This window comes from Spiroplasma endosymbiont of Lonchoptera lutea (genome assembly GCF_964019715.1).
GTDB lineage: Bacteria > Bacillota_I > Bacilli_A > Mycoplasmatales > Nriv7 > Nriv7.
This window is the reverse complement of record NZ_OZ026463.1, coordinates 455103-475818: the sequence shown is the minus strand read 5'-3', so window position 1 is coordinate 475818 and position 20716 is coordinate 455103. Positions and strand designations below refer to the sequence as shown.

General features: G+C 25.0%; 26 protein-coding genes, 1 tRNA gene and 2 pseudogenes. 9 read left to right on the top strand and 20 right to left on the bottom strand.

Annotated features, from left to right (window positions below):
- Positions 1-75: 75 nt before the first annotated feature.
- The gene (locus AACK97_RS02655; protein WP_338968611.1) at positions 76-975 is read left to right on the top strand and encodes an IS30 family transposase; all 900 of its coding nucleotides are present in this window, start codon (positions 76-78) and stop codon (positions 973-975) included.
- Positions 976-1039: 64 nt separating this feature from the next.
- Here the strand turns inward: AACK97_RS02655 and AACK97_RS02650 are convergent, their stop codons facing one another.
- Positions 1040-2326, bottom strand: a complete 1287-nt coding sequence (locus tag AACK97_RS02650; RefSeq protein ID WP_338968608.1) for a hypothetical protein — start codon at positions 2324-2326, stop codon at positions 1040-1042.
- A 232-nt stretch (positions 2327-2558) separates the two neighbouring features.
- On the opposite strand from AACK97_RS02650, the gene AACK97_RS02645 reads away from it, so the two are divergent.
- A complete protein-coding gene (locus AACK97_RS02645) occupies positions 2559-3947 on the top strand; it encodes an Mbov_0401 family ICE element transposase-like protein (RefSeq protein WP_338968606.1) in 1389 nt (462 codons plus the stop codon).
- Positions 3948-4116: 169 nt separating this feature from the next.
- Here AACK97_RS02645 and AACK97_RS02640 read toward each other — a convergent pair whose 3' ends face one another.
- From AACK97_RS02640 to AACK97_RS02595, 10 genes are all read right to left on the bottom strand, one after another.
- The gene (locus AACK97_RS02640; protein ID WP_338968605.1) at positions 4117-4863 is read right to left on the bottom strand and encodes a hypothetical protein; all 747 of its coding nucleotides are present in this window, start codon (positions 4861-4863) and stop codon (positions 4117-4119) included.
- 253 nt (positions 4864-5116) lie between these two features.
- On the bottom strand, positions 5117-5509 hold the full coding sequence (locus tag AACK97_RS02635) for a hypothetical protein (RefSeq protein WP_338968603.1): 393 nt from the start codon (positions 5507-5509) through the stop codon (positions 5117-5119).
- Positions 5510-5531: 22 nt separating this feature from the next.
- Entirely contained in the window at positions 5532-5780 is a 249-nt protein-coding gene (locus AACK97_RS02630) for a hypothetical protein (RefSeq protein WP_338968600.1), read from the bottom strand.
- Between the two features lie 2 nt (positions 5781-5782).
- A complete protein-coding gene (locus AACK97_RS02625; RefSeq protein ID WP_338968598.1) occupies positions 5783-6067 on the bottom strand; it encodes a hypothetical protein in 285 nt (94 codons plus the stop codon).
- A gap of 6 nt (positions 6068-6073) precedes the next feature.
- Positions 6074-7057 (bottom strand): hypothetical protein, encoded by a 984-nt coding sequence (locus AACK97_RS02620; protein WP_338968596.1) that lies wholly within the window; start codon positions 7055-7057, stop codon positions 6074-6076.
- A 24-nt stretch (positions 7058-7081) separates the two neighbouring features.
- Complete coding sequence (locus AACK97_RS02615) at positions 7082-7327, bottom strand: hypothetical protein (protein WP_338967504.1); 246 nt, start codon at positions 7325-7327, stop codon at positions 7082-7084.
- A gap of 19 nt (positions 7328-7346) precedes the next feature.
- Positions 7347-7481, bottom strand: a complete 135-nt coding sequence (locus AACK97_RS02610; RefSeq protein ID WP_338968593.1) for a hypothetical protein — start codon at positions 7479-7481, stop codon at positions 7347-7349.
- An 11-nt stretch (positions 7482-7492) separates the two neighbouring features.
- Positions 7493-7723 carry a hypothetical protein gene (locus AACK97_RS02605; RefSeq protein ID WP_215825668.1) on the bottom strand — a complete coding sequence of 77 codons (231 nt, stop codon included), beginning with the start codon at positions 7721-7723 and terminating at the stop codon, positions 7493-7495.
- 164 nt (positions 7724-7887) lie between these two features.
- A complete protein-coding gene (locus AACK97_RS02600; protein WP_338968589.1) occupies positions 7888-8109 on the bottom strand; it encodes a hypothetical protein in 222 nt (73 codons plus the stop codon).
- A 2-nt stretch (positions 8110-8111) separates the two neighbouring features.
- The gene (locus AACK97_RS02595) at positions 8112-8438 is read right to left on the bottom strand and encodes a hypothetical protein (RefSeq protein ID WP_338966755.1); all 327 of its coding nucleotides are present in this window, start codon (positions 8436-8438) and stop codon (positions 8112-8114) included.
- A gap of 810 nt (positions 8439-9248) precedes the next feature.
- Here AACK97_RS02595 and AACK97_RS02590 point away from each other — a divergent pair.
- A complete protein-coding gene (locus AACK97_RS02590) occupies positions 9249-10286 on the top strand; it encodes a ribosome-inactivating family protein (RefSeq protein WP_338968587.1) in 1038 nt (345 codons plus the stop codon).
- Between the two features lie 73 nt (positions 10287-10359).
- Positions 10360-11304, top strand: a complete 945-nt coding sequence (locus AACK97_RS02585) for an IS30 family transposase (RefSeq protein WP_338966714.1) — start codon at positions 10360-10362, stop codon at positions 11302-11304.
- Here AACK97_RS02585 and AACK97_RS02580 read toward each other — a convergent pair.
- The 3 genes from AACK97_RS02580 to AACK97_RS02570 all read right to left on the bottom strand — a co-directional run bounded on the left by AACK97_RS02580 (position 11296) and on the right by AACK97_RS02570 (position 13202).
- Entirely contained in the window at positions 11296-11742 is a 447-nt protein-coding gene (locus tag AACK97_RS02580; RefSeq protein ID WP_338968584.1) for a DxFTY motif-containing membrane protein, read from the bottom strand. The genes AACK97_RS02585 and AACK97_RS02580 overlap by 9 nt on opposite strands.
- Before the next feature lie 69 nt (positions 11743-11811).
- Positions 11812-11885, bottom strand: a tRNA-Gly gene (locus AACK97_RS02575).
- A gap of 372 nt (positions 11886-12257) precedes the next feature.
- The gene (locus AACK97_RS02570) at positions 12258-13202 is read right to left on the bottom strand and encodes an IS30 family transposase (protein WP_338967536.1); all 945 of its coding nucleotides are present in this window, start codon (positions 13200-13202) and stop codon (positions 12258-12260) included.
- Between the two features lie 392 nt (positions 13203-13594).
- Here AACK97_RS02570 and AACK97_RS02565 point away from each other — a divergent pair, with 392 nt between their 5' ends.
- Complete coding sequence (locus tag AACK97_RS02565) at positions 13595-14362, top strand: hypothetical protein (protein ID WP_338968581.1); 768 nt, start codon at positions 13595-13597, stop codon at positions 14360-14362.
- Between the two features lie 52 nt (positions 14363-14414).
- Here AACK97_RS02565 and AACK97_RS02560 read toward each other — a convergent pair.
- A protein-coding gene (locus AACK97_RS02560; protein WP_338966745.1) for an IS3 family transposase occupies positions 14415-15526 on the bottom strand; the annotation gives its coding sequence in 2 pieces (ribosomal slippage) (positions 14415-15283 and positions 15283-15526; 1113 coding nt in all).
- Between the two features lie 222 nt (positions 15527-15748).
- Between AACK97_RS02560 and AACK97_RS02555 the strand changes: the two genes are divergently transcribed.
- From AACK97_RS02555 to AACK97_RS02545, 3 genes and pseudogenes are all read left to right on the top strand, one after another.
- A complete protein-coding gene (locus AACK97_RS02555) occupies positions 15749-16360 on the top strand; it encodes a hypothetical protein (RefSeq protein ID WP_338968579.1) in 612 nt (203 codons plus the stop codon).
- A gap of 252 nt (positions 16361-16612) precedes the next feature.
- A pseudogene (locus AACK97_RS02550) lies at positions 16613-16909 on the top strand (helix-turn-helix domain-containing protein); the annotation flags it as partial.
- A gap of 85 nt (positions 16910-16994) precedes the next feature.
- A complete protein-coding gene (locus AACK97_RS02545) occupies positions 16995-17939 on the top strand; it encodes an IS30 family transposase (protein WP_338968576.1) in 945 nt (314 codons plus the stop codon).
- Between the two features lie 19 nt (positions 17940-17958).
- Here AACK97_RS02545 and AACK97_RS02540 read toward each other — a convergent pair whose 3' ends face one another.
- The 5 genes from AACK97_RS02540 to AACK97_RS02520 form a co-directional block, all read right to left on the bottom strand.
- On the bottom strand, positions 17959-18756 hold the full coding sequence (locus tag AACK97_RS02540) for a hypothetical protein (RefSeq protein WP_338968573.1): 798 nt from the start codon (positions 18754-18756) through the stop codon (positions 17959-17961).
- A gap of 24 nt (positions 18757-18780) precedes the next feature.
- The gene (locus tag AACK97_RS02535) at positions 18781-19026 is read right to left on the bottom strand and encodes a hypothetical protein (RefSeq protein ID WP_338968570.1); all 246 of its coding nucleotides are present in this window, start codon (positions 19024-19026) and stop codon (positions 18781-18783) included.
- 48 nt (positions 19027-19074) lie between these two features.
- On the bottom strand, positions 19075-19305 hold the full coding sequence (locus AACK97_RS02530; protein ID WP_338966754.1) for a hypothetical protein: 231 nt from the start codon (positions 19303-19305) through the stop codon (positions 19075-19077).
- A gap of 164 nt (positions 19306-19469) precedes the next feature.
- A complete protein-coding gene (locus AACK97_RS02525; protein ID WP_338968569.1) occupies positions 19470-19694 on the bottom strand; it encodes a hypothetical protein in 225 nt (74 codons plus the stop codon).
- A gap of 2 nt (positions 19695-19696) precedes the next feature.
- The gene (locus tag AACK97_RS02520; protein ID WP_338966755.1) at positions 19697-20023 is read right to left on the bottom strand and encodes a hypothetical protein; all 327 of its coding nucleotides are present in this window, start codon (positions 20021-20023) and stop codon (positions 19697-19699) included.
- 550 nt (positions 20024-20573) lie between these two features.
- Between AACK97_RS02520 and AACK97_RS07615 the strand changes: the two are divergent.
- Positions 20574-20711 (top strand): annotated as a pseudogene (locus AACK97_RS07615) (IS30 family transposase); the annotation flags it as partial.
- Positions 20712-20716: the final 5 nt, after the last annotated feature.

Below are 20716 nucleotides of genomic sequence, written 5' to 3'. Positions count from 1 at the left end.
GGCCAAAAACTGATGTGTTAGTAACGGTTTGAAATAATTCTATACATAAACAATAATCATTACTATGAGAATCAATTGAAATTTAAAGTAAAAATTAGTGAAATAGCTAAAAATCTTAATCGAAGTATTAGAACTATTAATCGAGAAATTAATAGAAATAAAGATAATAATCATTATTTTTCATTAATTGCACAAAATAAAGCAGAAAATAAAAAACAATTACATGTTTATTTTCATAAATTTAAAAATAGAGAATTAGTAAAATATGTACAACAAAAATTATTATTAGGTTGATCGCCTGAACAAATTTATGGCAGAATTAAAAATTTTCATCAAGAATGAATTATTAGTTTTAAAACAATTTACAATTGAATTTATTCTGGATTACTTGAAAAGGTTACTAGTAAAAATTTAAGAAGAAAAGGTAAAAAACGAAAATCTCAAGAAAATCGAGGTAAATTTAATGGTAAATCCATTAAAGAACGAAATGCTAATGTTAATAATCGCGTAACTCTTGGCCATTGAGAAGGCGATACTGTTGTATCACCCCGAGGTAAAAGTAAATCATGTTTAATAACTTTAATTGAAAGAACATCAAGATTTACTTTAGCAATGTTAGTTGAAAATAGAACTACTAAAGTTATTAACGAAAATATTAGCCATTATTTATCAATTCTTCCAAATAATCTTGTTAAGACTATAACATTTGATAGGGGCAAAGAATTTGCTAATTGACAACAACTTGAAAAAAATTTAAATGTGAAAATTTATTTTGCTAATGCATATTCACCTTGACAAAGAGGTACTAATGAAAATACTAATGGTTTAATTAGAGAAAAATTTCCTAAAAAATTTAATTTTTCAAATACTACTAAAAATGCAGTTCATAAATTTATATTGTCTTTAAACCAAAGACCAAGAAAAATACTAAATTATCTTTCGCCAATCGAATATTTGGTTAGAAAAATAATTTAGTTGCACTTAACTTTACAATTTGGCAATCTGTTTTTGAATTACAGAACAACAAAAAATTAAATATTTATGCATTTGCTATAGCACAAGATGCAGAAATAAGACCTAAAACAACAGAACCAATTGTTCCAATTACAGGAACAACAGAAACACCAACTCCGCCAATAGCTGTTAAATTAGCACAATTTCAAGAAGAAGAAGGATTTTCTAAATTAATAATTCTTTTTTCTAAGTCATTAATAGTATTTTTTAAAACATTAATATTATTTTTTATTTCTTCAATCTCATTATTTAATTCTTCTAATTTTCACTCGTGTTCTATTAATGTTATAATTTGATAAAAATCTCTTATATATCCTTTGATTATTTCTTTTTCTAAATTTTTATTACTTCATTTTACATTATTTGTTAATTTTTCTAAATTATTTGTTTGTAAATTTTTATTATAATCTTTCATATGTTCTACTCATTGTTTTACTAATGAATTATTTTCTATTTTATCTGACAACTCTTTAACCTTTGCTTTAGTATTAAAAATAAACTTAGGTTTTAAAATTCCCTTAGAATATTTTTCACTATTGTTTTTTACTTTAATTTTTGCAAAATAACCTTTAATAAATTGTGAATAATTTATTATTTCTTTAATTTCAAATTGATCAATATCTAAATAGATATATTTTTTCTTAATAGCATTTAAAATAGAATCATCGTTTTCATTTTCTATAATGCCAATATTAATTTCATTGTTATTAATTTCATTATTAAAATCATTTGATAGTTTATCTAAATATTTATTAAATAAAATATTTTCATTATTTAAAATATTTACACTATTATATTTAAATATGCTTGATGCATAATCTTCATCATATGGTTGTAAAATATAAGAGTAATCAGTATAGTAAATAGCAATTCTATGTTTTTTATCACTTTGTTCTCATTTTTCATTAATTTTATTCAAATTATTTTTTATCATCATAGATAATTTATGGTAAAACAACAAATCATAACCATATAAAGTTTTTGAATTTATAAATTGAATTTTGTTTTTTAATTTACTTTTTATTTGATTTTGTGATAATGATTGATTAAGCTCTTCTCAAAAATTAGGAGTAATTAAAATTCTAGAGGTTCCTATATCTTCTCATTTTCATCTACTATTTTCTGTTTTTGGTGATAGATCAATTTCATTATTATCATTTATTTCTCTTTTATTTCTTTTTAAAGTTTCTAAATTATTTGTTTGTAAAGAATTGATTTTAATTTCCGTTGGAGCGGGTGGATTGCCAACAATACCCGACATTCCGCTTCCTGCAATGGTAATTGTTCCTAAGATTCCTAATAATTTTTTCATATTAATTAAATCCCTTTCGTGAATTTTTACTAATCAATAAAAATTTACCCATTAATCAGCGTCCTTTCTCAAATTTATAAAGTTTAATTACTACAAATTAATTATAAACAATTAAATAAGAATTTCTATCATTTTTTCACGATATTAAATACTAGTTCTAAAAAACATTTATCATTAAAGAAAAAAGCTGACCAAATTTTATTAAAATTACTATCAAGAAAGGTAATTTATTATGCTAAAAATTAATAATAATGTAAAAAGCTCAGAAAACAAGCATTGGTTTAGTTTATTTACAACCCATAAAAATATGTACATCAGCAAATGCGAACAACTAGCTAATGAATACGAAAAACTAGATGAATATTTATATAAATATCATTATCGCTTAAAGCAAGGTTATAAAGTAGTTCATTTTGCATCAAGAACAATTATTACAATTTTTGGTGATGTTACTTTTAAACGACGACGATATAAATATTGAAATCAAAAATCAGGTAAATTTGAATATGTATGTTTACTAGATAAAGAAATTGGTTTATTGTCTAAACAAAGAATTTATTTTGATGTCCAATTTAAAGTTTTAAGTCTTTTGGGCGATGGTAAGCGCTATCGTGATGTTTTAGATGCTCTAAATCATTGTTATATTTCAAAAGCTAGTATTTCGAATATTTTAAATAAATATGATATTGCTGAATATTTTCAATTAGCAGAAAAAGAAACTAAAACTAGAATTGATCTCAAAAATAAGGATCTATATATTCAACTAGATGAGACATTTTTAGCGACATTAGCTCAAAAAGTTAAGCAAGACCAAAGAATTCGTTTGGTTACTTTTCATACCGGACATAAAGAAAAAAATTACAAAAATGCTCGTAGAGCGTTAGAAAACAAACGAGGTCATTTTCTAATGTTAAAAGTTGGCAAAAGAATAAATACGATGGATTATCGTGATTTATTAATTAAGGAATTACAAAAACATTATGTGAATATTAATTATGACAGAATAATTGTTTGTGGTGATGGTGCTACTTGAATTAGAGAAATTGCCAATAGTTTTGGTAATGTTAGATATATTTTAGATGGTTATCACGCTATTAAAAAATTAAAACAAATGGCATTTAATATTGTTTTTGAAAATCGCAAATTAACACTAAATAGTTGAATTGAATTATATAAAAATGGAAATCATCAAGAATTGATAAAAAACATTCGTAATGTTGCTAAAAATGAATTAAATAAAGATATTAAAACAAATTTAAGGAGAAATAGTAATTATTTTAAAAACAATAAGCATGGTATTCATAACCAAAATTTAGAATGAAATATCGGTTGTAGCATTGAAAGTGATGTATCGCATTTAGTAAAACAACAATTAGGATATGGGGCAAAAATATATAATCATAAGAATTTAAATAACTTATTACATTTAAGAATGGCAAATTTAAACAAATTAAATGTATTACATTTCATTAATGAAAATATTAATTTAGAAATAGAAATCAGAAAAGAAATATATAAAAATTCATTATGAAATAAATATAATAATAAAAATGATGATAGTTGAATTAATAAGGGCAGTATTGTATATACGAATAAATATAGAAAACATAAATTTAGATAATTAGTGAAAATTTAATAAAATTAATAATTTTTCATTGTGTAAAAATTCAATAATATGATAAAATGATAATGAATAAAAATGACAATAACAAGAAAGGTAGGGTTAGTTTAGTAATTAAATAGTATAATTAGCTGATTGTTTTACTTCTTCAAAGCAATACCTAAGAAAACTAAACGCGACCTTCTGATTTAAAACCGTGGTTTTTAATGGTAAATTCTTTATAATAACCTTTTTCTAAAGTGTCAATGAAATTAAATACGGGTGTTCAATAAAGATAAGAGTAATTAAATTTATCAAAATCACCACGGTGAATCATTAAGTAATCAAGATTATCAACAACATCGTTATAGTTATGGTTGCCATCAAATTTGGTGTTTGTTGTTGGTAATTCAATATCAGTCGAAGGTTTGGTTTCTGATTGTGCATCGAATTCTAGTATTTTTCATCAGTTTCATCTTGCACCGGCAAAGGTATCTTTTTGGTATTCAAATTTTACTTTAATATTTTTTATTTTAATATTTTGTTTTTCTTCTTTTTCAACTTCTGTTCATTTTGTATTTATTTGTAATTCGTTAAGTTTTTTAATAATATTAATTTGATTTTGGTTTATATAACTTTGAATTCGCCCTTGATTGTTTCATAATTCTTCCACAGGATTTATCGGTTTTATTCCTGATTGCTTTTCTATGTCATTTAATAAAAATTGTAATTCTGTTTTTCACGTTGATGCAAGTTTATAAGGATTTTCATTTTTTCATATTGTAAATTCTGCTTTTTCTAAGTTAATTTCAAAAACTTGATTGTTTTCTCTTTTGTTTCTAATTAATGATTGTGTTGTTATTCAATCATTGTTAATGTTTTGGGGAATGGTAAAAATGTTATTGAAACTAATAATTAAAACGGTAAATATTTTCATAAACATTTTTATCACTCCTTTTTAAAATATTTTATTTTTAATCTTTTTTAATATAAAACGAATTAAACAGTTTACTATTTCTGCTATGGTTACTCATACTAAGGAATAACCTATAATCATTAACTTACCAATTGCTCCAAAATTTTTAATAAATTGTTGGAAATTTTCAATATCTGTATGTAACAATAAAACTATACTTAAAGATATGAATATAATGTAATTAAGTATTATTCATCAATATTTTTTTAAAGAATTAATGAGTTTGTGTGATTTCATTTTTCAAGATTCTTTTTGCTTTAATTTTTTGAATAATAAAGCGGATTAATTTATCAAATTTAATTGCAAAATATATTGCTCCGCCTCATCAAAAAACAAATATTCCTGTGAACATAATAACACTATTGAACTTTCCAAAGAAATCAACCATCTGTTTATTCATAAAATCATTAAATTCGTTACTTGTTCCAGTTATTCATTTAGTATCACTTACTGTTAATGCACAAATTAATAAACTTATAAAGATAAAAATAATACTTAATACTATTTTTAGCCACTGTTTTTTAAAAGAATTTTTAATTTTTAATTTTAATGACTTTTTTTCTTTTGAATTATCTTTTCTAAATAATTGTCCTAAAAATTTTTTCATTTTAATTCTCCTTTCATATTTTTTATCGCCCTTTAATCACAATAAATAAAGCAATTAGTACACAAGTGACACCAAGAATGGTAAAAATTGGGTGTTGCGAAAATGTTCGTGCCATTGGTTTAAACAAATCTAAAGTTGTTAAATTGCTAGTAATAAACTTTTGGAAATTGGCAAGACCTTCACTAATATAATTCGTTAAAGTTTCAAAATGACTACCTGCTAATAATCCAAGAACAGTTATTAAGATAAAAATAATAATTAGTTTAAACATTGTTAGTTACCTTGTTTTGTTTTTATTGGTTTTATTTGTTTTTTAGTTTTTGCTCACGCACTTAAACGCCCCTTATTTTTAACCGCATATTGGCGTTGTTTTTCTAAATTAACTTGTTGACTACCAAATCCAAGAATAATTGCCATAAGAAATTCTACAGCTAGTGTTAAAAATAGAGGAAATATTAGTTGAATATTCGTTCCTGGTACTTCAAGCCTTCAAATTAAGTCAAAAACCTTATAAAGCATTTGAGCCAGAAAGTCGGCCATTTTTGCGAGATTTTCCATTTTTTATTATTCCTTTTCTTTCATTTTTCTTAAAAATTTGCTAAATTTATCCATTTTTAAGTATTCTAAATCTTCTAAATCAATTGCTGTGTCAGTATAGTGTTTATCTTCATAGTCAGGATTTACTTTTGAATTTAAGTAATCTCTTAAAAACGCTAGGTAAAAAGAATTGTAAGTGTTTAATATTGGTAGAGGAATTTTTAGTTTAAAAAAATAAATATCAAGTTCAGGAATATCACGATATTTAATGCGACGACCCTTTTTACTATTTTTAGCATCAATTAAGGTGTTTCGTCAGCGTTCATATTCTTCAATGCTCGTAAAGGTGCCATAGATGACCTTTAAGTAGGGTCGAAAAATATTAACTGGTTTTTTGCGAATTCCCACAATCACATTATTGGCAATATCACGAACTTTAACTCAAATATGTTTATCTCTTTGACCGCTAGCCAGCACAATATGACCGAAATGGCGTGCCAGAGCGAAATATTCTTGAATACCGGTTTCTTCGTTTTTGGTATTATTTTTTTCTCAATCAGTTCCTTCTAAAAATAAATTGGTTTCATCTCATAACAGTAAGGTTTTGTCTGGCAATACCGGATAATCAAAATCTAATAATCCCATATGACCTAAACTTAATTTTTGGGTTTCTAGTAATGGAAAGGTTGAGGCGATGTGATATTTCTTCTTTTTTAGTAATTTTGATGCATATACTAGAAAAGCAGTTTTTCCAGTTCCTAATGAACCAATAACAATATTTAATGGTGAGTTTTTTAAGAAATTAATAACTTTGTTAATTTGTGTTAAATTACCGATTTTAAAAAGAAAAATTAAAATACAACCTGCTAAAAATAAATAGCTTACAATGTTTTTAAAATAACCGTTGTAAATATATCAAATTGCTCCGCAATGTCATAAAATTAAAAATGAGGTGCGATTCAATTCAATAAAATGGTTATTTTTTTCTATTATTCATTTGCAAAATTTCATCTTGCACCTCACTTTATTTTTTTGTTAGCGTACCGCTCCAAGTAATTTTTCAAACATTTTAAAGCAAATAAAGAATATTGCCAAAATAAATGGAAAAATGAATATTCAGTAGTCAGCAAAGAAGTTACCGACTTGTGGCATATTAACAGCAATAATTTCTCACATTTTAGTAAACGCCGTTATAATTGCATTTCACAATTTAGTCATCGCGTCACTAGCTGTTATTTTTTCTACTGTTGCAGGTGCATCGGCCAAGAAAGTTCCAATCATATAATCACCCCCTTTCTTTTTAAAACATTCATCATTTATATTCAAAGTTTTTCTTAAATTTGTTAAAACCACGATTAACCTTAACGCGATTATATTTTTTCCTAATTAATTTTGAATTTCTTTGGGAATGCATCACAATGTAACTTCTTGACATTAATTTTTTCCCTATCTAAATACTGATATGGTTTTTCAAAGTAGCATTAGAATAAATCACACCATAATCGCTGTTAAGAATCAAAAAGCAATGTTTGCTATTAAAAGTCAAAGTGGTGCTTCGGTTAATTTAATTTCTTTACCTCCAGTAATGTGAGCCGGAATAGTTGTAATTTGAATAAATAAATCTCAGAAAGTTTGTTTAATTTGTTCTCAATTAAATTCTTTTAAATTTATTGTCATTTTTTATCTCCCAAAAATCATTTTTATTGGTAAATATATAATTGAAATTAATGCGAAAAGAAAAGTAATGATAATAATTAATCCGGCAATAAACGCAACTTGTGCAGGCATTTTTTCTATCGGAACAAACAGTTTTAAGAATTCCATAATAATTTCTCAAAACATTATTTTTTATCCGCGTTATTTTCTTTTGAATTAGGAGCTTTAACTCATTCTTCAAAGCGAGCAATAAATACTTTTTCGTCTTTTGTAAAATTACCAGTATTATTTCTAATGGCATTTTTATATTTAATTCGCATTTTTATTTTGGCATAAATTTTATAAGCAAAATATGCCAATAACATTATGCAAATAATAGTAAATATTATTCCAATCGCAATATTCATTTTTAAACTCCTTTAAAATAGTTATAATTTGTATCTTTTTTGTTGTTTTCTTTTTCGGCAATGAAGAAACTTAATAATTCTTGTCCTTTAATTCACTTGGTTTCTTGCTCTTGTTGATTAACTGAAATTACTTGATATTTACTATCTTTTATTATTCCGATGCAAATAGAATTTTCATATTTTCCTTTATAAACAAATCGCTTTGGAAACCAAATGCCGATTTGTTCATTAAATCACGGAATTTTTGGTGCTTTAATAAACATTGCGTTTTGTGTTTCTTTTAAAAGATATTTTTTAGTATTTAAGAAAATGTTTTCAATGTTTTTCATAATAAATTACCTTTCTTATGAATAAACTAAGTTATATTAACTAAGTTAGTTAACTTAGTTTTTTAAACACTTATATATCGCAGATTTAAGTGTTTAACAAGCTTTGTTAGTAAATTTTGTTTTTTTAATTAGATAAAGATTTTAATAATTTTAAACTTAGTATATCCCTATATAGAAATTTCTACACTTTAATATCCGCATCCTACCCTTGGAACTAATTTAATAGCGTGTATATTTTTAGGAAATCCACCCATTCATTTTTTTATTGCAAAACGAAACAAATTGCTATAGCTAATAGGATGTTATCTATTAACTGGTAAACTTCTTTTGGTTATGGCGACCACCCACAATTTATCGTGCTTTAATACATACCAACATTATTAACTCACTTGTATTTAATTTTTGAAGTCGCTGGATCATAAACATCTTTAATCGCATCATTTAAAATTTCTTTAATTTTTAAAGTAACATCTTATAAAATAAAAAGACAATCATTGCTGACTGTCTTAATACTTATTCAAATCTTTTCCCACCTAACAAAACTTTATGCGTCCTTAAAAAAGGGAGGGATTTATTTTTTTATTTAAAATTTTTATAAATAAGGATAAGTTCTAAGAAAATTTTTAAAAACAGTTTATAATTAAATTCCAAGGTAAAAAGGTTGCCGATTAATTTTTTGGTAGAAAGACTGGTTGATTGTTGAATAAATTTTTATTATTAATTACTAAAAATTCATGAAAAGGAAATTAATTAATATGAAAAAATTACTCAGTTTATTGAGTATATTAATTAACAATTAGTGGGGCAACAATGCCAATAGTCATCGCTGCAGCCCCACATCAACAATCAGATAATTTAGAAACTTTAAAAAGAAATAAAAGACAAAATAATAATATATTTAAAACAAAGACACTAAATTTTGATTTTGATGTTAAAGAATATTTTAAAAATTTATTTGAAGTTATAAAAGATTTATTAGAAAAAGGAATTATTCTGAATATTTCAGATTCTTTAAGTGGAAACGAAAATGTTTGTAATCTAAATTATTTTTCTATAAATTCAAATTCAAACTATAGTTATTTTATTATACCCATTTTGTTAGAGGGTAGAGACATTCAGTTAGTTTTTAGATCAAGTGATTTTTACTTAGAAGGGGTTTCGGTTGTCACCAATAATGAAGTTCCTTTAAGCTGATATTATCATTTTTCTGACTCAACTATAACAGAATTAAGTGGATATGTTTCTAGAAGTTTTGGATTTTCTGGTAATTATAATAATCTTATGCCTATGCCCGATTCAAGAGAAGTAATGGTTAGATGAGACAATAATATAACTCAAGCATTTTGAGATATTATTAACTATGGAGATAATCCCAGCTCTTCAGGTAATGTTTCAGTAATTCGAGGTGCATTAGCTCGTGTTATTTTAGCTACATCTGAAAGTATTAGATTTAGAATAGTAAGAAATTCAATTATTAATTATAATCCAATTGAGGCTAATTGAGGATTTTATCATAATCACATAACAAATTGAGATGTTTTAACTAATCAGTCTATTGATTACGTGGAACAACACGGAACTTTAAATGGATTTTTAGCAGCTGCTACTATTTTAATGTTTTCACGTAGAATGGATGCTCATTTACACAGTTGTAATAGAAGACAAGCGAGAGATTTAAATAAAAATGTTGAATATTGTTTTAATGTTCCAGAAAAAATTGAAAAATATAATAAGATTCCTAATTATGAACTAGTCTCACATGATTGATCAAGTAGTAATGATTGAAGAAATCATATAATTTTAACAATTAATTTGGGTGAAACCGATCCTTTAATTCCTGAAATGTAAAATTAAAAAGGACACTTATATAAAAAACAAATTGTGTTAATTCTATAATTAAGAAAAGAAAGGAATTAGCACAATGTATAAGTATCTGACTATTGAATCAATAATAGCAATAAAAGAATATAAAAGTTATGGATTTTCTATTCGTAAAATAGCAAAAGCAATTGATTATAGTAAATCAACTGTACACAGAGTTTGTAAATTATTAAATCAAAACTTATTACCATTAGAAATATTGAATCAAGTTCAAAAAAATAAACAAAATGCAGGTAGAAAATTAATAATTTTAACTTTAACAGAAATTAATACTATCAATCATTTGTTAATTACTAAAAATTATGCTCTTGATATAATTGCTGATTTTTTAAAGAAAAATAAAATAAAAAATATTTCAACAAAAACTTTATATAACATGTTTAAAACAAATCGAATGGGTTTTGATGAAAAAAATTTATTGAGAAAAGGCAAAAATAAACCTCATAAACAAAAAGAAACTAGGGGCAGAATTAATAATTGTAAATCTATTCATGAAAGAAATTTAATCATTCCAAATATTAAAAATATACAAGAATTTGGCCATTTAGAGGGAGATACTATCGTTGGTAAAGATCATAAAAGTTCTATTATTACTTTAGCTGATATATGATCAAAAACCACAATTCCTTTGAAAACTAAAAATCATAAAGCAGAAAGTATTACACAAAGTATAATAAAATTTATTTCAAAATTAATACCAGGAACAATTAAAACTATTACTTTTGATCGTGGTAAAGAATTTAGTAAATGAAAATTAATTGAAAAAAATTGTAATGTTAAAATTTATTTTGCAGATGCCGGAAAACCTTGTCAAAGAGGTTTAAATGAGAACAATAATGGTATTTTAAGAAGATATTTACCAAAATCTACTGATTTATCTTCATATAAACAAAAAGACTTAAATTCTATAGCATTTCAAATTAATTCTACACCCAGAAAATCATTATCTTATAAAAGACCAATAGATTTAATACAATTATTTTAAAAAACTGTCCCATTTATATTTACAATTCAGGAAATAATTTGTAATTGTCATCACAATAATTGTCATCACTAAAGTTCCTAAAATAGCTAATGAGATGGCAATAATAAAGCGTCAAAAAACTGATAATAATCATAAACTAGTTAAATATAACACAACAAATTCTAACATCACAATAATACTATAAATAAACTGTTCTTGTTGATGATAACCACATAAAAAACAAACTAATGTTGTAATAAAAGCATATAGTAGCATTCCCATTCCAATTAAAAACATATATCCAAAAGCAATACTATCTTTAAAATTCAATTTTAATAAATTTAATTGCGGATCTAAAAGTAATCAAATCATCAACCCAGGAATTAGTGCTTGCCACAAAACAAAAAAAATACTTCTTAACTTATTATCACTTCGTATCTTTTCACTACTTAACATCACTATTTCCTCACTCTTATGAATTATACAACAAAAAACTAGACTTCTAAAAGTCTAGTTTTATTTATCTAATGGAGCGAGTGATGGGAATCGAACCCACACAATCAGCTTGGAAGGCTGAAGTTCTGCCATTAAACTACACTCGCATAATGTAAGTTCATTACAAAATATATCACATTTAAAAATAAGAAGCAATAAGTTTTACTAAAAAATCTGTAGAAACCATATACATATGACAAGATTTTGTTTTCTACAAACTTTTAGGGGGTGTTTTCTTTTGGCAGTAATATTTTGTATTGAATGCGACAGCGAAAGCTATGTCATTGGTAATAAAAATACAGTTGGAATCTGTAATTCTTGCGATGAAAAGGGTTTTTAAATTTTGAAAGGAAAGATAGATTATAAAATATGTCGCTGATGTTTACATCTATTTAGTGATAAACGATATTTGCATGTTGCTTGTGAGAAAAAATTTATTAATCATATTCCTGAATTGTAAATATAAATGGGACAGTTTTTTAAAATAATTGTATTAAATCTATTGGTCTTTTATAAGATAATGATTTTCTGGGTGTAGAATTAATTTGAAATGCTATAGAATTTAAGTCTTTTTGTTTATATGAAGATAAATCAGTAGATTTTGGTAAATATCTTCTTAAAATACCATTATTGTTCTCATTTAAACCTCTTTGACAAGGTTTTCCGGCATCTGCAAAATAAATTTTAACATTACAATTTTTTTCAATTAATTTTCATTTACTAAATTCTTTACCACGATCAAAAGTAATAGTTTTAATTGTTCCTGGTATTAATTTTGAAATAAATTTTATTATACTTTGTGTAATACTTTCTGCTTTATGATTTTTAGTTTTCAAAGGAATTGTGGTTTTTGATCATAGATCAGCTAAAGTAATAATAGAACTTTTATGATCTTTACCAACGATAGTATCTCCCTCTAAATGGCCAAATTCTTGTATATTTTTAATATTTGGAATGATTAAATTTCTTTCATGAATAGATTTACAATTATTAATTCTGCCCCTAGTTTCTTTTTGTTTATGAGGTTTATTTTTGCCTTTTCTCAATAAATTTTTTTCATCAAAACCCATTCGATTTGTTTTAAACATGTTATATAAAGTTTTTGTTGAAATATTTTTTATTTTATTTTTCTTTAAAAAATCAGCAATTATATCAAGAGCATAATTTTTAGTAATTAACAAATGATTGATAGTATTAATTTCTGTTAAAGTTAAAATTATTAATTTTCTACCTGCATTTTGTTTATTTTTTTGAACTTGATTCAATATTTCTAATGGTAATAAGTTTTGATTTAATAATTTACAAACTCTGTGTACAGTTGATTTACTATAATCAATTGCTTTTGCTATTTTACGAATAGAAAATCCATAACTTTTATATTCTTTTATTGCTATTATTGATTCAATAGTCAGATACTTATACATTGTGCTAATTCCTTTCTTTTCTTAATTATAGAATTAACACAATTTGTTTTTTATATAAGTGTCCTTTTTAATTTTACATTTCAGGATTTAATAAAACTTTAATCGCAGGAAATAATTATTTACAATTATTACATGGTGAAAATGAAATCTGAAAATATGACACCGGAAAGACTAATGATTATTACTTAATTAAGTATCTTTTTGGTACTTTAAATTACCTCAATGTTAAATTTAGTTTTCTACGCTATGACTCCGACTTACGAAATGACATTTACCTTTATTTTAAAAACAACATTTCTAGTATTAATAATAACGATTACAAAAATGTTTTTGACGAAATCTATGAAATTCTTGGCAACTTCTTTGCCAGTTTATTTTATGCGACTTTTGATATGGACGAAAAAACTCATACCGAAATTGATTTTAAGGGTATAGAAAACTATAAGAAGGATTACTTTATTCAAATTGGTTTCTTTTATCGCTCATTAATTACCTTTTATCCCAAAAAATACTTAATCAATGTTACTGGTAACTCGGAATTATTACTAAGAAGTTATTTTTTTACTTTTGATAAAAAAACGCACCAAGAAGATTATAATACTATTAAAAATAAAAATAGCATTTATCAAATTGATTTTAATGTCCTTAAATCTTATGATAATAAACTCATCGCCTTGCCAGCCAACAAGACTGTTAACAGTATTAACTATCTCAACACCGATATTGATATTCGTTACGGTATTAATATTTTTACCTTAACCTTTCCTCTTTATCACAAAAGTAATACCTCTAACTATAATTTTAAAATTTATGATTTTAATGTCCTTAATTCCACAGCATTTATCCCTGATGGTTCCACCAATTCAGAATGAGATGACCTAATTCCGCCAGCAAATTGCAAATATTCCGGACGATGAATACCAACCTTTAATGATATTGGTTGTGCCATTCAGAATGCTGGTATTAAAATGATTAACTGAATATTGACAGCGTCACAAATCATTACCATTTTACGCCCGTTAGCGATTATTGCAAAAGCAACAGTTAACTTTTCGACCGCCATTTTTCCAGTTTTTAAAACAGTACCAGCCTTTTATTATACCTTTCAATTTTTAATCGGTTTTGCCATTTTTCTAATGATATTAAGGGTTTTCCTGTAATATATATATATATATATATATATTGGATTGGCAACCCTTTTTAGGACACTTTTTATGTAGACTGGTATTTTCTAAATTCAACGGGAGTTAAATAATTTAAACTGCCATGAATTCGAATATTGTTATATCAATTAACAAAATCAAATAGTTCGCATTTTAGTTGTGTTAAGTTTGCAAATTTTTTACCGTTAATAAATTCGGTTTTAAAGGTTTTGTAAGTTGCTTCAGCAACAGCATTATCATATGGGCATCCTTTGGAGCTTAATGATCTTTTAATTTTAAAGGTTATTAAAATTTCATCAATAATTTTATTTTTAAACTCATTACCACGATCAGTATGAAATAAAGTTATTTTATTTAATGGTCGTGTTATCTTGTGAAAAGCTTGTTGAACTAATTCAGCAGTTTTATTTGGTCCAGCACTATAGCCAATTACTTCGCGATTAAACAAGTCAATTAATAAACAAATATAATGTCATTTAGTGCCAACTTGAACATATGTTAAATCACTAACAACAACTTCATTTGGTTTTTTGTCATTAAATTGACGATTTAAAACATTATTAATTTCGTCATTATTAACTGTTTTTTTATGATTACAATATTTTAACTTGGTGTATTTAGAAACCAAATTATTTTTGATCATAATGAATCGGATTTTTCGTCGTGATAAAATGATATTTTTTCTTATTAAAACAGCTTTAATTTTACGAGCACCATAAATCTTGCGACTTTTATTAAATGCACTGATAACTTCTTGTTCATAATTATTAACATCAAACTTGGTGCATTTATTAGTTTGATAATAATATGTTGATTTTAGTAAACCTAAAATCTTACATATTTTCCTCACTGAATATTTATTTTTGTTGTTATTAATTATTGTTATTTTTTCCCGATTATCAGTGCTGCTTGCTTTAAAATGTCATTTTCCATTCGTAATTGTTGGTTTTCTTTTCGCAAGTAAATTAATTCATTTTCTTCGACAGTGCGATTATCTTTTGCTTTAAATGACCCAGAATTATTATAATTTTTAATTCAACTATAAATAGTTGGTTTTGGTAAATTATATTCTTTCCCTAAATTAATAACACTTTTGTCATTTTTGTATAGCATTACAATTTGTTTTTTAAATTCTTCAGAGTATGAGGTTTTATTTCCCATTTTTATATTCCTTCTTTCTTAATAATTTTGAAGTCTATATAATTATGGTCCAACTTATTGTAGCCTATCCAAGAAGTTTTAAATTTATATAATAAAAAAGAAGATAATAATAGAGGAATAAAAATAATTACTAATAGAGCTGAGAGCTGAGAAAAAGGTGATTATGATGTTTTTTTAGATAATTAATTTTCAAAATATTATAAAGAAAGGAAATATAAAGTTATGAAGAAACTTTTAAGTTTATTAAGTGTAGTAACAATTACTGGAACGGCAATGCCGATAGTCGTTGCCACAGCACCTCATGAAAAAGAAGAAATTAATTTAGAAAAATTAATTAGAAGTAAAAGAGATAATCATGAAATAGTAATTGATATAGAAGGTCATGATGATTTACTTTTTCAATCAAATGATATTAATGTTCAATGATATTCAAGTTATGGTTTAAATTGAATATTAAAGATTGGTGTAAATTCATGTAATACTATTTTAAATTGATGAAAAAATGACTCCAATTCTCCTGAAAATAAAATTAATAAATTTGCAATAATTTTAGGAATTCTTGTTAGTGCGGCGGGGACAGATTATCTTTCACAATTAGGTTACCAGTGGCCAACTTTAACTGCTACAACGGTGGGGCTTACCAGAGGAGCTTTATGAACTAAAGCATCAGAAAAACAAGTATTAAGAAAAATTATTGATTTAATAGTACTATCAGGAACTGTTGCGACAAGAAATGTTGGAGTTTGAATTTCATTTAATTCAGTTTATCCTGTTTTTAATATTGGAAATTTAAATTCTGATAATGCTGAAACTGGTTTAATTGTAAGACCATAATATATTTTGTTTATAGTATCATATTTATATAAATAATTATTCTCTGGTTCAATAATAGTTAAGTATAGTATTTTACTACCAACAGTTGTTGATTTAGAAATCCGTATGCAGTTCAAGTTAATTTTCGTTTCCCTATGTAAGAGCAAAAAATAAATCTTTTAAAATTTCCTGAAATGTAAAATTAAAAAGGACACTTATATAAAAAACAAATTGTGTTAATTCTATAATTAAGAAAAGAAAGGAATTAGCACAATGTATAAGTATCTGACTATTGAATCAATAATAGCAATAAAAGAATATAAAAGTTATGGATTTTCTATTCGTAAAATAGCAAAAGCAATTGATTATAGTAAATCAACTGTACACAGAGTTTGTAAATTATTAAATCAAAACTTATTACCATTAGAAATATTGAATCAAGTTCAAAAAAATAAACAAAATGCAGGTAGAAAATTAATAATTTTAACTTTAACAGAAATTAATACTATCAATCATTTGTTAATTACTAAAAATTATGCTCTTGATATAATTGCTGATTTTTTAAAGAAACCTGAAATGTAAAATTAAAAAGGACACTTATATAAAAAACAAATTGTGTTAATTCTATAATTAAGAAAAGAAAGGAATTAGCACAATGTATAAGTATCTGACTATTGAATCAATAATAGCAATAAAAGAATATAAAAGTTATGGATTTTCTATTCGTAAAATAGCAAAAGCAATTGATTATAGTAAATCAACTGTACACAGAGTTTGTAAATTATTAAATCAAAACTTATTACCATTAGAAATATTGAATCAAGTTCAAAAAAATAAACAAAATGCAGGTAGAAAATTAATAATTTTAACTTTAACAGAAATTAATACTATCAATCATTTGTTAATTACTAAAAATTATGCTCTTGATATAATTGCTGATTTTTTAAAGAAAAATAAAATAAAAAATATTTCAACAAAAACTTTATATAACATGTTTAAAACAAATCGAATGGGTTTTGATGAAAAAAATTTATTGAGAAAAGGCAAAAATAAACCTCATAAACAAAAAGAAACTAGGGGCAGAATTAATAATTGTAAATCTATTCATGAAAGAAATTTAATCATTCCAAATATTAAAAATATACAAGAATTTGGCCATTTAGAGGGAGATACTATCGTTGGTAAAGATCATAAAAGTTCTATTATTACTTTAGCTGATATATGATCAAAAACCACAATTCCTTTGAAAACTAAAAATCATAAAGCAGAAAGTATTACACAAAGTATAATAAAATTTATTTCAAAATTAATACCAGGAACAATTAAAACTATTACTTTTGATCGTGGTAAAGAATTTAGTAAATGAAAATTAATTGAAAAAAATTGTAATGTTAAAATTTATTTTGCAGATGCCGGAAAACCTTGTCAAAGAGGTTTAAATGAGAACAATAATGGTATTTTAAGAAAATATTTACCAAAATCTACTGATTTATCTTCATATAAACAAAAAGACTTAAATTCTATAGCATTTCAAATTAATTCTACACCCAGAAAATCATTATCTTATAAAAGACCAATAGATTTAATACAATTATTTTAAAAAACTGTCCCATTTATATTTACAATTCAGGTTTAAAAAAATAAATATCAAGTTCAGGAATATCACGATATTTAATGCGACGACCCTTTTTATTATTTTTAGCATCAATTAAGGTGTTTCGTCAGCGTTCATATTCTTCAATGCTTGTAAAGGTGCCATAAATTACTTTTAAGTAGGGACGAAAAATATTAACTGGTTTTTTGCGAATGCCCACAATCACATTGTTGGCAATATCACGAACTTTAACTCAAATATGTTTATCTCTTTGACCGCTAGCGAGAACAATATGACCAAAATGTCGTGCTAGAGCGAAATATTCTTGAATACCGGTTTCTTCGTTTTTGGTATTATTTTTTTCTCAATCAGTTCCTTCTAAGAATAAATTGGTTTCATCTCACAAAAGTAAGGTTTTATCTGGTAATACCGGGTAATCAAAGTCTAATAATCCCATATGTCCTAAACTTAATTTTTGGGTTTCTAGTAATGGAAAGGTTGATGCGATATGATATTTCTTCTTTTTTAGTAATTTTGAGGCATACACTAGAAAAGCAGTTTTTCCAGTTCCTAATGAACCAATAACAATATTTAATGGTGATTTTTTTAAGAAATTAATAACTTTGTTAATTTGTGTTAAATTACCGATTTTAAAAAGGAAAATTAAAATACAACCTGCTAAAAATAAATAGCTCACAATGTTTTTAAAATAACCGTTGTAAATATATCAAATTGCTCCTCAATGTCATAAAATTAAAAATGAGGTGCGATTTAATTCAATAAAATGGTTATTTTTTTCTATTATTCATTTGCAAAATTTCATCTTGCACCTCACTTTATTTTTTTATTAGCGTACTGCTCCAAGTAGTTTTTCAAACATTTTAAAGCAAATAAAGAATATTGCCAAAATAAATGGAAAAATGAAGATTCAATAGTCAGCAAAGAAGTTACCAACTTGTGGCATATTAACATCAATAATTTCTCACATTTTAGTAAAAACCGTTATAATTGCATTTCATAATTTAGTCATCGCGTCGCTAGCTGTTATTTTTTCTACTGTTACTGGTGCATCGGCCAATAAAGTTCCAATCATATAATCACCCCCTTTCTTTAATGTAACTTCTTGACATTAATTTCGCTTCTATCTAAATATTGATATGGTTTTTCAAAGTAACATTAGAATAAATCACACCATAATCGCTGTTAAAAATCAAAAAGCAATGTTTGCTATTAAGAGTCAAAGTGGTGCTTCTATTAATTTAATTTCTTTACCACCAGTAATGTGAGCGGGAATGGTTGTAATTTGAATAAATAAATCTCAGAAAGTTTGTTTAATTTGTTCTCAATTAAATTCTTTTAAGTTTATTGTCATTTTTTATCTCCCAAAAATCATTTTTATTGGTAAATACATAATTGAAATTAATGCGAAAATAAAAGTAATGATAATAATTAATCCGGCAATAAAGGCAACTTGTGCAGGCATTTTTTCTATCGGAACAAACAGTTTTAAGAATTCCATAATAATTTCTCAAAACATTATTTTTTATCCGCGTTATTTTCTTTTGAATTAGGAGCTTTAACTCATTCTTCAAAGCGAGCAATAAATACTTTTTCGTCTTTTGTAAAATTACCAGTATTATTTCTAATGGCATTTTTATATTTAATTCGCATTTTTATTTTGGCATAAATTTTATAAGCAAAATATGCCAATAACATTATGCAAATAATAATAGTAAATATTATTCCAATCGCAATATTCATTTTTAAACTCCTTTAAAATAGTTATAATTTGTATCTTTTTTGTTGTTTTCTTTTTCGGCAATGAAGAAACTTAATAATTCTTGTCCTTTAATTCACTTGGTTTCTTGCTCTTGTTGATTAACTGAAATTACTTGATATTTACTATCTTTTATTATTCCGATGCAAATAGAATTTTCATATTTTCCTTTATAAACAAATCGCTTTGGAAACCAAATGCCGATTTGTTCATTAAATCACGGAATTTTTGGTGCTTTAATAAACATTGCGTTTTGTGTTTCTTTTAAAAGATATTTTTTAGTATTTAAGAAAATGTTTTCAATGTTTTTCATAATAAATTACCTTTCTTATGAATAAACTAAGTTATATTAACTAAGTTAGTTAACTTAGTTTTTTAAACACTTATATATCGCAGATTTAAGTGTTTAACAAGCTTTGTTAGTAAATTTTGTTTTTTTAATTAGATAAAGATTTTAATAATTTTAAACTTAGTATATCCCTATATAGAAATTTCTACACTTTAATATCCGCATCCTACCCTTGGAACTAATTTAATAGCGTGTATATTTTTAGGAAATCCACCCATTCATTTTTTTATTGCAAAACGAAACAAATTGCTATAGCTAATAGGATGTTATCTATTAACTGGTAAACTTCTTTTGGTTATGGCGACCACCCACAATTTATTGTGCTTTAATACATACCAACATTATTAACTCACTTGTATTTAATTTTTGAAGTCGCTGGATCATAAACATCTTTAATCGCATCATTTAAAATTTCTTTAATTTTTAAAGTAACATCTTATAAAATAAAAAGACAATCATTGCTGACTGTCTTAATACTTATTCAAATCTTTTCCCACCTAACAAAACTTTATGCGTCCGATATTTACCAAAATCTACTGATTTATCTTCATATAAACAAAAAGACTTAAATTCTATAGCATTTCAAATTAATTCTACACCCAGAAAATCATTATCTTATAAAAGACCAATAGATTTAATACAATTATTTTAAAAAAC